We start from the raw sequence: 12,530 nt of genomic DNA on the forward strand, positions 1-12,530 counted from the left end.
TGTTGGGCTGTGACTCAGTCTCCAACCTTGCGCAGCATCGCCGGCACGATCAGGCGATGGAACGGCAGAATCACCGCGAGATAGACGCGCCCGAACCAATTATGCGTGAGCACCAGCGTGGTCGCCGTGACGTTGCGCGCCGCGCCGGCGGCTGCGACGTCGACGACGAGCCGGAAGTCGAGATGCTTGTCGTTGAACCCGGCGACCAGCCGCTCCGGCGTCTCGCTCACGACCGGAAAGATGCCGATCATGCCGTGCGCCGTGCCTTCCGCTGCGCCCGATGTCTTCAGGCCGAGCGGCGCCATTAGAAAATTGCGCAGCGCAATCAGCAACTCGGCCCAGCGCGGCTGCCGCGCCACCATCGCTTCCGTCGCATGCCGCGCATCGAGGTCGGGGTTCGTGGTCGCGATCCGGAAAGCGTCGATGAACTGCGCACCGGCGAGCAGCGCGGCGGAGTCCACGTTCGGCGTGACCTCGTCAACCCTCATTTGCCCAGTCTGCGTGCCAGCAGGCGGAAACGCAAGATCAGGAGGGTGGCGTAAACAGCGGTCCCGAGCGACAGCCCGATCCAGACGCCGGGTGCGCCGAGCCTGGTCCAGAAGGCGAGGGCATAAGCCGACGCGAAGCCGACCAGCCAGTAGCTGATGGTGGCGAAGAGCAGCGGCACCTGGGTATCGTTCATGCCGCGCAGCGCGCCGGCCGTGGTGGTCTGGACCCCGTCGGCGATGAAGAAGGTCGCGCCGATCAAGAGCAGCATTGCGGTCAGTTGCGCCGCGGTGTCGCTGGCCTCTCCAAGGAAGATCGTCGCGATCTCGAAGCGCGCCAGGATCACCGCGAGCGTCATGACGCTCATGAAGGTGCCGCTGATTAAAACCGCGACATAGCCGGCGCGCCGCAGGCCGTCAGGGTCGCGCCGGCCGACTGCGTGGCCGACCCGCACCGTCGCCGCCATGCCGACGCCGAACGGCACCATGAACAAGATCGCCGCGATCTGCAGCGCGATCTGGTGCGCCGCAAGCGCGGGGGTGCTGATCAGGCCCATCAAAAGGCCCGCGGCGCCGAACATTCCGTATTCGAGCAGGAACGACAGCGAGATCGGCGCGCCGATCGCCACCAGCTTGCCCATCAGCGGCCGGTCGATCCGCCAGATGCGGCTGAAGACATGGTATTTCCGGAACGGCCGGCGGCGCGCGGCAAACCAGACGCCGGCCAGGAACATGCCGAGGTTGACGGTGGTCGTGGCCAGTCCGGCGCCGAACAGGCCGAATTCGGGCATGCCCCATTTGCCGTAGAGCAGCAGATAGACCAGCAGCGCATTGGCGGGGATCGCAGCCAGCGTGATCCACAATACCGGCTCCGGCCGGTTCACCGCGCTCATGAAGCCGCGCAGTGCGATGAACCACAGCGCCGGCAGGATGCCCCAGACAAGTCCGAACAGATATTGCTGGGCGAGGTGGGCTGCGGCCGGCGCCTGGCCGAGCGCGAGCAGGACGCTTTCGCCGTGGAACGGCAGGAACATCAGCGGCAACGCCATGAACAGCGCCACCCACAGGCCGACCCGCAGCGCGCGCCGCATCACATGCGGGTCGCGGGCTCCGAATGCCTGCGCCGCCAGCGGGGCGACCGCCGAGACCAGTCCCATGCCGAACGTAAAGCTGACGAAGAACACCGTGTGCGCCAGCGCAGCGGCCGCTACGGCCTCGCTGCCCAGGCGGCCGATGAAGGCGAGGTCGGTCGACATCATCGCGATCTGGCCAAGCTGGGTCAGCGCAAGCGGCACCGCGAGCTTCAGCGTTTCCGAGAGCTCGGCCGCAAGGTGATTGCTAGTGACGGCAACGGCCGCGCGCGGCGCGGCCGGGTCGATCTTGTCGATGCAGGTCATGACGGCATGTCTAGCACGACGAGCAGGCCAAAAGGATGGCCAAGCTGCCCAAACGCGACGATCTCACGCAGAGATCGTCGCGTCTTAGGTTGTCGTTTGAGCATGATCCGGCCGGAAAACCGCTTCACACTTTCCGGATCATGCTCTGATCACGATCTTGCCGGGATCCGCTTGATCTTGGCGCCGAGCGCGTTCAGCCGCTCCTCGATCCGCTCATAGCCGCGTTCGATCTGGTCGGCATTGTTGATCGTGGAGGTGCCGTTGGCACAGACCGCGGCGAGCAGCATCGCCATGCCGGCGCGGATGTCGGGCGAATTCATCGGCGCGCCGCGCAGCCGGCTCGGCCCTGCGACAATTGCCCGGTGCGGGTCGCACAACACGATGCGGCCACCCATCGCGATCAAATTGTCGACGAAGAACATCCGCGACTCGAACATCTTCTCGTGCATCAGGATGACGCCGTCGCACTGCGTCGCGGTGACGATCGCAATCGACATCAGGTCGGCCGGGAAGGCCGGCCAGGGCTGATCCTCGAGCTTCGGCACGTGGCCGCCGAAATCGTCGTGGATCTTCATGGTCTGGTTCGACGGCACGACGAGGTCGTCGCCCTCGACGCCGCAGACGATGCCGAGCCGCTCAAAGCCCATCCGGATCGAGCGCAGATGCTCGACACCGGCGCGCGCGATGCGCAGCGGCGAGCGGGTCACGGCGGCGAGCCCGATCAGCGACCCTACCTCGATATGGTCGGGCTGGATCGCGAAAGTCGTGCCGCCGAGCGTCGCCGGTCCTTGTACGATGATGGTGTTGGTGCCGATGCCCTCGATCTTGGCGCCGAGCGCGACCAGAAAATTCGCGAGATCCTGCACATGCGGCTCGGAGGCTGCGTTGCGCAGATAGGTGGTGCCGCGGGCGGCCACGGCAGCCACCAGCGCATTCTCGGTCGCGGTGACGCTGGGCTCGTCGAGGAACACGTCGGCGCCCTTCAGGCGCGAGGCGCGGAACTCGAGCCGATGCGTTGCGGTGACGGTGGCGCCGAGCTGCTCGAAGGCCAGGAAATGCGTGTCGAGGCGGCGTCGCCCGATCACGTCACCGCCCGGCGGCGGCAGCGCGACCTCGCCGCAGCGCGCGAGCAGGGGACCCGCGAGCAGGATCGAGGCACGGATTCGCGCGCACAGAGCCGGATCGAGATCGGCGGCGCGAATCTCCTTGGCATGAATCTGAAGCGTGTTGCGCTCGGTCCATTCGGCCGTCGCGCCGACCGAGCGGCACAGCTCGACCAGCGTCTCCGTGTCGCGGATCCGCGGCACGTTGGTCAGCGTGACCGGATGCTCGGTCAGGAGCGCCGCTGCGATGATCGGCAGCGCCGAGTTCTTGTTGCCGGACGGCTCGATGGTGCCGGAGAGCCGGCGGCCGCCTTCTACGATGTATTGGATCGGCGGCACGCGGAAACGGACCCCTTAGATGTCGATGGTGGCGCTGAGCGAGTTTTCCTGGATGAAGTCGCGGCGCGGTTCTACCACGTCGCCCATCAGTTTGGTGAAGATATCGTCGGCCTCGTCGACTTCCTTGACCTTCACTTGCAGCAGCGATCGGGCATCGGTATCGAGCGTGGTCTCCCACAGCTGCTCCGGGTTCATCTCGCCGAGACCTTTATAGCGCTGCAGCGTCACGCCTTTGCGTGCGGCATCGGTCACAGCCTCGAACAGGTCGACCGGGCCATAAATGATCGTCTCCGTATCCTTGCGGCGGAGCTTCCCGGGGCGTGCGTAAACGTCCTGCAGCCTCTCCCGGTATTCGTGCAGCTTGCGTGCGTCGGCCGAGCCGAGGAAGGCGTCGTCGATGATAGCGACATCCTTCACACCGCGAACCGTGCGTTCGAAAACAAAGCCCTGGCCTTCCACGAACTTTCCGCTCCAGCCGCGCTCCACTTCGTCGGCTTGCGTGTCGAGCCGTCTTGCCATGTAGTCCGCCGCGTCGTTGGCGGTTGCCACGTCGGTGTAGATGTCCCGTCCGAACAGGCCTGCAACCGCGGCCTGTTCGACGACCTTTCGATTGTAGCGGCTGTGCAGATTGCGCAGCACGCTGCGGATGATGCGGGCGTCCTCAACCAGCGACAGCAGGTCGCGGCCGGAGCGGTCGCCACCGGAGGCCGGCTTGAACACGCATTCGTCGAGCCCGGTCGAGATCAGATAATCCTCAAGCGCACGCTCGTCCTTCAGGTACTGCTCGGACTTACCGCGCGAGACCTTATAGAGCGGCGGCTGCGCGATATAGAGGTAGCCGCCGTCGATGATGTCGCGCATCTGCCGGTAGAAGAAGGTCAGGAGCAGCGTGCGGATATGGGCGCCGTCAACGTCGGCGTCGGTCATCACGATGATCTTGTGATAGCGCAGCTTGTCGACGGAGAAATCGTCGCTGATACCGGTGCCGAGCGCGGTGATCAGCGTGCCGATCTGCTCGCTCGACAGCATCTTGTCGGGACGGACGCGCTCGACATTGAGGATCTTGCCGCGCAGCGGCAGCACCGCCTGGAACTCGCGGTTGCGGCCCTGCTTGGCGCTGCCGCCTGCCGAGTCACCCTCGACGATGAAGAGTTCGGACTTGGCCGGATCCTTCTCCTGGCAGTCGGCGAGCTTGCCGGGCAGCGAGGAGACGCTGAGCGGGCTCTTCCGCGTCAGCTCGCGCGCCTTTCGGGCCGCCTCGCGGGCAGCCGCCGCCTGGATCACCTTGCCGACGATCTCCTTGGCTTCCTTCGGATTCTCCTCGAACCAGGCCGCGAGCGCCTCGTTGAGGACGTTCTCGACCACCGGGCGGACTTCCGAGGACACCAGCTTGTCTTTGGTCTGCGACGAGAATTTCGGGTCGGGCACCTTCACCGACAATACGGCGGTGAGTCCCTCGCGGCAGTCATCGCCGGTCAGCGCGATCTTTTCCTTCTTCGCGTTGGCCTCGGCGTAGCCGTTGACCTGGCGCGTCAGCGCGCCGCGGAAACCGGCGAGATGGGTGCCGCCGTCGCGTTGTGGGATATTGTTGGTGAAGCACAGCACGTTCTCATGGTAGCTGTCGTTCCACCACAACGCAGCCTCGACGCCGATGCCGTTGGCTTCCGAGCGCACCATGATCGGCGCCGGCACGATCGCCTTCTTGTTGCGGTCGAGATATTTGACGAATTCCTCGACGCCGCCGGAATAATGCATCTCCTCGCGCTTCTCGACCGCGTGACGCATGTCGGAGAGCACGATGTGGACGCCGGAATTGAGGAAGGCGAGCTCGCGCAGGCGGTGCTCGAGCGTCGCGAAATCATACTCGATGTTCTTGAAGGTCTCGGTCGAGGCAAGGAAGGTGACTTCGGTGCCGCGCTTGCCCGGAGCATCGCCGACAACCTTGAGCGGTGCGACGGCATCACCGTGTGCGAATTCGATGTAGTGCTCCTTGTCGTCGCGCCAGATGCGCAGCGCGAGCTTGCTGGACAGCGCGTTGACGACGGAGACGCCGACCCCGTGCAGGCCGCCGGAGACCTTGTAGGAGTTCTGGTCGAATTTGCCGCCGGCATGGAGCTGGGTCATGATGACCTCGGCCGCCGAGACGCCTTCGCCCTTGTGGATGTCGACCGGAATGCCGCGGCCGTCGTCGTACACCGTGACGGAATTGTCGGCGTTGAGGGTCACCAGCACGCGGCTCGCATGGCCCGCGAGCGCTTCGTCGATCGCGTTGTCGACGACTTCGTAGACCATGTGGTGCAGGCCGGAACCGTCGTCGGTGTCGCCGATATACATGCCGGGCCGCTTGCGCACGGCATCAAGGCCCTTCAGCACCCGGATCGATTCCGCGCCGTATTCGGCAGGAATGGGATGCTCAGATTCGGCAGGGGTCTGCCGGGCAGGTTCTGTCATGTGAAGCCTTCGAGGAATGTCCCGAATCAGCTGCGCAATATGAGGCGCTGATTACGCTATTTGTGCCATGAAAGCGGAGTTGCGCCTAGCGCAAAGTCTCTCTCCACAAAGTGTTGAATAGATGGGGTTTTTTAGCTCTTTTTCAAGGTCTTCAAGAGCCGATTCTTATGGCTCGAAAAAGTCCGATTCGGGTGCGGATTCGGCGCCTCTTTTGGCCGCGATTCGGCACGTCTCAGCCGCGCCTTGTGGCGCGGCCGGATTCGACGTCGAAGATCTCGCCGGTCGGGCCGATGTCGACGAAGGCGGCGGGATCGGCGCCGGTCATCCAGACCTGCGCACCGAGCTTGGCGAGCTCGTCGAACAGCGCCTTGCGCCTGTTGGGATCGAGATGCGCGACGACCTCGTCGAGCAACAGCAACGGCACGATGCCGGTCATCTCCGCGACCATCGTCGCATGCGCCAGCACCAGACCGATCAGGAGCGCCTTCTGCTCGCCGGTCGAAGCGTCGCGCGCCGGCATGTTCTTCGGCGCGTAGACCACCTGCAGGTCGGTCAGATGCGGCCCGTCGAGCGTGCGGCCGGCGGCGGCGTCGCGCGGACGGCTGGCGCGCAGCATCTCGCGGCAGCGGTCCTCGACCGCGGTCGCCGGCTCCTGCAGCAGCGCATTCTCCATCCAGCCGTCGAGTGCGATCTCGGCGGAGGGAAAGACCGAGGCCGCACCGCGCTCGCGCAGCATCACGGCGAGCTTGGCGGCGGTCTGGCCGCGCGATGCGGCGACAGCGACGGCGAGTTCCGCGGTCTCGCGCTCGATCGCGTCACACCAATGGTCGTCATAATTGCGCACTTCGAGCAGCCGGTTGCGCGAACGCAGCGAGCGCTCCAGCGCCGAGACGCGGCTGGAATGGTCGGAATCGATCGCCAGCACCAGACGGTCGAAGAAGCGCCGCCGTTCCGACGCCGCGCCCATGAACAGGCCATCCATCGCAGGCGTCAGCCACACGATACGCAGATGATCGCCGAAGGCAGTCGCGGAACCCACCGGCTCGCGGTCGATCCGGCAGCGCCGGCTGGTGGAGTTCGCTTCGCCGGCGGGCGCATCGATACCGGTGCCGAGCGTTGCGAGCCCCAGCGCGCCTTCGACTTCCGCCGACACCGCCCAGGAGCCGTTACCCTGATTGTCGGCGATGTCCTCAAGCGTGGCGCGGCGCAGGCCGCGGCCTGGCGACAGGAAGGAGATCGCTTCCAGGCAATTGGTCTTGCCGGCGCCATTCGGCCCGACCAGCACCACCATGTCACCCCGCGCGGACAGTGTCGCCGCCCGGTAATTGCGGAAATGCGTCAGCGACAGGCGATGAATGCGGGACGGGGTCATGTTTCCTTGTCATTGCCGGGCCTGACCCGGCAATCCATCGTCCGCGTTAGCGGACAATCTCATCATATAGGTCGCGCCACTCGGGATTGCCGGCAACGATCAGGTCAATTTTCCACTCGCGGGACCAATGCTTGATGTTCTTTTCACGCTGGAGGGCCGCTGCGATCGTTTCATGCGTCTCGAAGTAGACGAGCGTTTTGACGCCGTACTTCTTCGTAAAGCCCTCTGCGAGACCCTCACGATGCTCGTAGACACGCCGGATCAGATTGTTCGTGATGCCGACGTATAGGGTCCCACCGGGCTTGCTGGCGAGGATTTGCACCCAATAGGTCATTTCTGGTTTGATGGATGGCCGGGTCAAGCCCGGCCATGACGAGAGGAGAAATCACACCCGCATCGGCATCAGCACGTAGAGCGCGCCCTTGTTGTCCTTGTCCTGCACCAGGGTGGGCGAGCCGGGGTCGGCGAGCTTCAGCACGGCGACCTCGCCCTCGATCTGAGCGGCGATGTCGAGCAGGTAGCGGGAGTTGAAGCCGATATCGAGCGCGTCGGAGGCGTACTCGACCTCGAGCTCTTCGGTGGCGCTGCCGGAGTCCGGATTGGTGACCGAGAGCACCAGCTTGCCCGCGGAGAGCGCGAGCTTCACGGCGCGGCCGCGCTCACTGGAGATGGTCGAGACGCGGTCGACGGCAGCCTCGAAATCCTTCTTGTCGACGACCAGTTCCTTGTCGTTGTTCTGCGGAATGACACGGCCGTAGTCTGGGAAGGTGCCGTCGATCAGCTTCGAGGTCAGCACCACATTGCCGAGCGAAAAGCGGATCTTGCCTTGCGACAGCTCGATCGCAATCTCGGCCTCGCCGTCCTCGATCAGCCGTTGCACTTCGCCGACGGTCTTGCGCGGCACGATCACGCCGGGCATGCCGGTCGCGCCCTTGGGCAAGGTCAGGTCGATCTGCGCCAGGCGGTGGCCGTCGGTCGCGACGCCACGCAGGGTCGCAGCCTTGGCGCTGCCGGCCGAGTGCAGATAGATGCCGTTGAGGTAGTAGCGGGTCTCCTCGGTCGAGATCGCAAACTGCGTGCGGTCGATCAGGCGCTTGATGTCGGAAGCCGGCAGCGAGAACGAGTGCGTCATGTCGCCGGCGGCGAGATCCGGGAAATCGCTCTCGGGCAGCGTCTGCAGCGTGAAGCGCGAGCGGCCGGCACGTACGGCCAGGATCGAGCGGTCGCCGTCGGCTTCCAGCACGATCTGCGAGCCGTCGGGCAGCTTGCGGACGATGTCGTAGAACATGTGCGCGGGCACGGTGGTCGAGCCGGCGGTTCCGGTTTCGGCGGCCAGCGTCTCCGTCACTTCGAGGTCGAGGTCGGTCGCCTTCAGCGACAGTTTGGCGCCCTCGGCGCGGATCAGCACGTTGCCGAGGATCGGGATGGTGTTGCGACGCTCGACCACGCGATGGACGTGGCCCAGCGATTTCAGGAGTTGCGCGCGCTCGACGGTGACCTTCATTGCAATACCCGCCAGATCCCTCAGATGGAAAAGCCCGGCGGCCGTTGACGGCAGCACCACGGCATTGGAAACCCGAAAAGCTGATCAGTATCGGATTTGATCAAACCCACGGGGGACCGCAAGGTGGCGCGGATGGCGGGCCGACGCAAGGGAAACGGCGCCCGTTCCCCACGTTTTGGGCCGGAAAATGCGCCGCCCTCCCCGCGTGAGAGGGGAGGGCGAGGAAAAGGCGGCTGCCTTACTCCTGCAGCTGGCGCTTCAGCGATTCGACCTCTTCGGAGAGGGCGGTATCCTTGGCGACCAGTGCCTCAATCTTGCGCACGGCGTGCAGCACCGTGGTGTGGTCGCGGCCGCCGAAGCGCCGGCCGATCTCGGGCAGCGAGCGCAAGGTCAGCGTCTTCGCCAGATACATCGCGACCTGGCGCGGTCGCACCACATTGGCGGTGCGGCGGGACGACAAGAGGTCGGAGCGGCTGACATTGTACTGCCGGGCGACCACGCGCTGGATATCCTCGATCTTGATCCGCTTCGGTTCCTGCGGGCGGATCAGGTCGCGCACCTCGCGCTCGGCCATCTCCAGCGTCACCGGCTGGTTGTTGAGCTTGGAGTGCGCCAGCAGGCGGTTGATCGCGCCTTCGAGGTCGCGGCCGTTATGGGTGATGGTGCGTGCCAGATAGTCGAGCACCTCTTCCGGCACGTCGAAGCTCGCATGATGCACACGGGCCGCGGCGACGCGCGACTTGAGGATGCCGAGGCGCAGCTCCTCGCCGAGCGACCCCATCTCGACCACCAGACCGCCGGCGAGCCGCGAGCGGACGCGGTCGTCAAGGCTTTCCAGATCCGACGGCGGACGGTCGGCCGCGATCACGACCTGACGGCCGGCATCGATCAGCGCGTTCAGCGTGTGGCAGAACTCGGCCTGGGTCGACTTGCCCTGCAGGAATTGCAGGTCGTCGATCACGAGCACGTCGATGCCGCGCAGCGCTTCCTTGAACGCAAGCGCCGTCTGCGTCTTCAGCGCAGCGACGAAGCCGTACATGAATTTCTCGGCGGTGAGATACAGCACCTTGCGCTCACTGCCGGAGTTGCCGGCCCAAGTCACCGCCTGCAGCAGGTGGGTTTTGCCCAAGCCCACGCCGGCATGAATGTAGAGCGGGTTGAACATCACCGGATCGCCGCGGCGACCTTCGGCGACCTGGCGCGCGGCGGCATGCGCCAGCGTGTTGGAACGGCCGACGACGAAGCTTGCGAAGGTCAGGCGCGGATCGAGCGGCGAGCCGCCGAGCGCGTCATGGCTTGCCGACACCGGCGCGATTGCAACCGAGCGCAACTCGGGCGCCGGACGGCCGTCGGTGCGCTCGACGCGGCGCGCTTCGACCGGCGCTGCCGCTTCCTTCACCGGAGCCATCGCACGGATCGCGGAGCGCACGGTCAGGTCGATGCGATGCACTTCGGGCATCTCGGCCTGCCAGCAGGTGAGGACGCGATCGGCATAGTGCGCCTGGATCCAGCTCTTCAGGAACCGGGTCGGAACCGACAGGTGCACGCTCTCGTCATGCACGCTTTCCAGATCCATCCGTGCGAACCAGCTCGTATAGACGTCCTCGCCAACGCTCGTCCGCAACCGCCCCTTCACCCGCGACCAGCGCTCCTGTTCCATATTCGTCATTGCCTTCGTACTTTTCCAAAACTGAGGGATGTTCGTTGCGTAAGCGCCGCGCAGATTTCTTGCGACGGCGCGACCTCTAGCGGGCGCTGTCTGCTCCAGACAAAGATCTCCCGTGTGACGACAATGCGTCACATGTCAGATCAGACGTTTGGAGAAGAAGCCTCTCGCGAGGTCAGCGGGTACTCGACGGTCTCTGGGAGTTAGAGCCGGAGTCCGAGGGGTTGATTACGGTACCATTGGAAATCTGCACGCCAGCGGTCGTGGTGTCGACTGCAGTGATGATCCCGTAAGTCATAAGTCCTCCCCCTCCCGCCGCGACGTATCGCGGCAAGCTATCAGCTCGCTTGTGTCTTCAAATTCGATTGCCGCTACCGAACATCGAGATGCCCGGCGCTGCGCCGCCGCGTGTCTTCCTTTTCAACCCGTCCACTCGCTTCGCGTTCCCGCTGCCAGATTCCGACGGTCATCCTGGTCTCTCTTGTTTGACGCATCCGGAGAACCGGGGGCATCACTGGAGAAATTTTGACACAGGTCGACCGTCCTCATATCGCTATGAGCTACCAATCTAGCTTCGCTTGGAAAGCGTCGCTAACGCGCACACCGCCGCCGATTTGCACGTCCGCCCCTGGGTCTCAAACCGCGCTGATCTGGAGAGCCGTGGGCGTCGCGGACAACAAATAAATACACCAAGCGGATTTCCTGACAATCCGTGGATTCGACTGACATCGAGACTCTTCGCGACTGTTGCGATGCTGCAAATGCGACACCGCGAAAGCAAGTTTTTGAATCAGCGCGTAGAATCCTGCGTGTCACAAACCACGGTGCAATACCAAAAAATTTTCATAGAAAATTTACATTTGCTCTTGCGATGGTCGTTTTTCCAATCGCTCTTCAGCACTATGTGCATAAGTAATTCGCGAAGCGTCATTTTTCACGATTACTTTTACAGGGTAACTCCCACCCCATAATTCTCGAGACGAAGTTGCGTCGCGCTATTCCATCTGCGTTGCGTAGCTGAGAAGAGTTTACGCGCAAGCTTAACGCGTCGATCAGATCGATCCGGTAGAACTACGGACATGACGAAACATGGCGCGCCATCGTCTGCGCCGCAACCCAATCCTTCTTGCGTGACGAAACTATCCACGGTTGAAAAACAAAAAGCCCGGCGCGAGCCGGGCTTCGTGACGAATAGGTTTCTCAGTCAGCTGAGTTTCTCAGTCAGCTCACTTCGCGAGCTTCGCGATCTGACGCGAGAGGCGCGACACCTTCCGGCTCGCGTTGTTCTTGTGAACGATGTTGCGCTGCGCTGCCTTCATCAGTTCGGGCTCCGCGCGCGTCATCGCCTTGACTGCTGCATCGCGGTCGCCGCGCTTGATCGCATCCTCGACGGTGCGAACCGCGCCACGCATCTGCGTGCGACGCGACTTGTTGATGATGGTGCGGCGGGCAATCTTGCGGGTCGCCTTCTTGGCGGAAGTGGTATTGGCCATGGTCTCAACTGTCCTTCGGCGGTGATCGCTCGGTGGTCGGGCTCGCGCGCACCGGCCGGTTCAAATCTCTACTCGGGTGTATTGTTCAAGGGTGTTCTTGAGCAAGGGTGTTCTTGAGGCGGCCATGCCAGGGAGCGAAACGCTGCCCCCACATGCGGCACTGTCCAAAGAACAGCGGCGGCAGGATTGCGCCCGCCGCCATCGGCCGGTCTTATAGATGCCGCAGCCTTCACCGTCAACGCTTTCCAGACCAAAAAGAGCCTGAAATTGGGCCCGCGATGGCCGGATAAGCTGCTGAAGAGGTTGAATTTCCTGGGGGCGCCCGGTAAGGCCTGACGACGCCTGGGGCGCGACAGGGAATGAGGGTGACGCATGATCCGCGGTTTTTTCCGTCTCATCGGCCTCGTGCTGCTGGCCGGCGGATTCATCTTCCTGGTCTATGACGGCGCCCGCTATGTCGCCGACCAGAGCCTGCGTTTCACCCGGTTCGGCCAGTTCTGGAACGACATCCACCAGTCCAGCCAGCAGGCATTCCGCGTCTGGGTGGAGAGCCACGCGCCGTGGCTCTGGAACGACGTGATCAGGGTCGTGCTGGACCAGCCGGCGTTCGCGGTGCTCGGCATCGCCGGCATTCTCCTGATGCTGCTGTTCCGGCCTCGCAAGCCGCTGATAGGCTACGCGCGGGACTGAGCGATCGCCGCTACAAGCCCGTAACAGGAC

At 64.1% G+C, this 12,530-nt stretch carries 10 protein-coding genes; 1 reads left to right on the plus strand and 9 read right to left on the minus strand.

Features of this window, described 5'->3' with window-relative positions; translation table 11 throughout:
• Positions 1–14 precede the first annotated feature (14 nt).
• The 9 genes from AS156_RS14405 to rpsT form a co-directional block, all read right to left on the minus strand.
• Positions 15–488 (minus strand): DUF2867 domain-containing protein, encoded by a 474-nt coding sequence (locus tag AS156_RS14405; protein ID WP_066505055.1) that lies wholly within the window; start codon positions 486–488, stop codon positions 15–17.
• A complete protein-coding gene (locus AS156_RS14410) occupies positions 485–1,882 on the minus strand; it encodes an MATE family efflux transporter (protein WP_066505057.1) in 1,398 nt (465 codons plus the stop codon). The genes AS156_RS14405 and AS156_RS14410 overlap by 4 nt, the downstream gene beginning before the upstream one ends.
• Positions 1,883–2,031: 149 nt before the next feature.
• A complete protein-coding gene (gene murA / locus AS156_RS14415; RefSeq protein ID WP_066505061.1) occupies positions 2,032–3,324 on the minus strand; it encodes a UDP-N-acetylglucosamine 1-carboxyvinyltransferase in 1,293 nt (430 codons plus the stop codon).
• A 15-nt stretch (positions 3,325–3,339) separates the two neighbouring features.
• Positions 3,340–5,775, minus strand: coding sequence for a DNA topoisomerase (ATP-hydrolyzing) subunit B (gene gyrB / locus AS156_RS14420; RefSeq protein WP_066505064.1), 2,436 nt, complete (start codon positions 5,773–5,775; stop codon positions 3,340–3,342).
• Positions 5,776–6,007: 232 nt separating this feature from the next.
• Positions 6,008–7,147 (minus strand): DNA replication/repair protein RecF, encoded by a 1,140-nt coding sequence (recF, locus tag AS156_RS14425; protein ID WP_066505072.1) that lies wholly within the window; start codon positions 7,145–7,147, stop codon positions 6,008–6,010.
• Positions 7,148–7,193: 46 nt separating this feature from the next.
• On the minus strand, positions 7,194–7,481 hold the full coding sequence (locus AS156_RS14430) for a GIY-YIG nuclease family protein (protein WP_066505073.1): 288 nt from the start codon (positions 7,479–7,481) through the stop codon (positions 7,194–7,196).
• A 51-nt stretch (positions 7,482–7,532) separates the two neighbouring features.
• Positions 7,533–8,651, minus strand: coding sequence for a DNA polymerase III subunit beta (gene dnaN / locus AS156_RS14435; protein ID WP_066505076.1), 1,119 nt, complete (start codon positions 8,649–8,651; stop codon positions 7,533–7,535).
• A gap of 238 nt (positions 8,652–8,889) precedes the next feature.
• On the minus strand, positions 8,890–10,320 hold the full coding sequence (gene dnaA, locus AS156_RS14440) for a chromosomal replication initiator protein DnaA (RefSeq protein WP_066505079.1): 1,431 nt from the start codon (positions 10,318–10,320) through the stop codon (positions 8,890–8,892).
• 1,223 nt (positions 10,321–11,543) lie between these two features.
• On the minus strand, positions 11,544–11,810 hold the full coding sequence (rpsT, locus tag AS156_RS14445; protein ID WP_066505081.1) for a 30S ribosomal protein S20: 267 nt from the start codon (positions 11,808–11,810) through the stop codon (positions 11,544–11,546).
• Between the two features lie 372 nt (positions 11,811–12,182).
• Between rpsT and AS156_RS14450 the strand changes: the two genes are divergently transcribed.
• Positions 12,183–12,500 (plus strand): hypothetical protein, encoded by a 318-nt coding sequence (locus AS156_RS14450; RefSeq protein ID WP_066505083.1) that lies wholly within the window; start codon positions 12,183–12,185, stop codon positions 12,498–12,500.
• Positions 12,501–12,530 lie beyond the last annotated feature (30 nt).

It is taken from the genome of Bradyrhizobium macuxiense, from assembly GCF_001542415.1.
GTDB lineage: Bacteria > Pseudomonadota > Alphaproteobacteria > Rhizobiales > Xanthobacteraceae > Bradyrhizobium > Bradyrhizobium macuxiense.

Excerpts from the sequence above, each read along its gene's own strand:
- AS156_RS14410 (WP_066505057.1), bottom strand. The coding sequence starts at position 1,882 with ATGACCTGCATCGACAAGATCGACCCGGCCGCGCCGCGCGCGGCCGTT.
- AS156_RS14450 (WP_066505083.1), top strand. The coding sequence starts at position 12,183 with ATGATCCGCGGTTTTTTCCGTCTCATCGGCCTCGTGCTGCTGGCCGGC.
- AS156_RS14430 (WP_066505073.1), bottom strand. The coding sequence starts at position 7,481 with ATGACCTATTGGGTGCAAATCCTCGCCAGCAAGCCCGGTGGGACCCTA.
- dnaA (WP_066505079.1), bottom strand. The coding sequence starts at position 10,320 with ATGACGAATATGGAACAGGAGCGCTGGTCGCGGGTGAAGGGGCGGTTG.
- dnaN (WP_066505076.1), bottom strand. The coding sequence starts at position 8,651 with ATGAAGGTCACCGTCGAGCGCGCGCAACTCCTGAAATCGCTGGGCCAC.
- gyrB (WP_066505064.1), bottom strand. The coding sequence starts at position 5,775 with ATGACAGAACCTGCCCGGCAGACCCCTGCCGAATCTGAGCATCCCATT.
- AS156_RS14405 (WP_066505055.1), bottom strand. The coding sequence starts at position 488 with ATGAGGGTTGACGAGGTCACGCCGAACGTGGACTCCGCCGCGCTGCTC.
- rpsT (WP_066505081.1), bottom strand. The coding sequence starts at position 11,810 with ATGGCCAATACCACTTCCGCCAAGAAGGCGACCCGCAAGATTGCCCGC.
- recF (WP_066505072.1), bottom strand. The coding sequence starts at position 7,147 with ATGACCCCGTCCCGCATTCATCGCCTGTCGCTGACGCATTTCCGCAAT.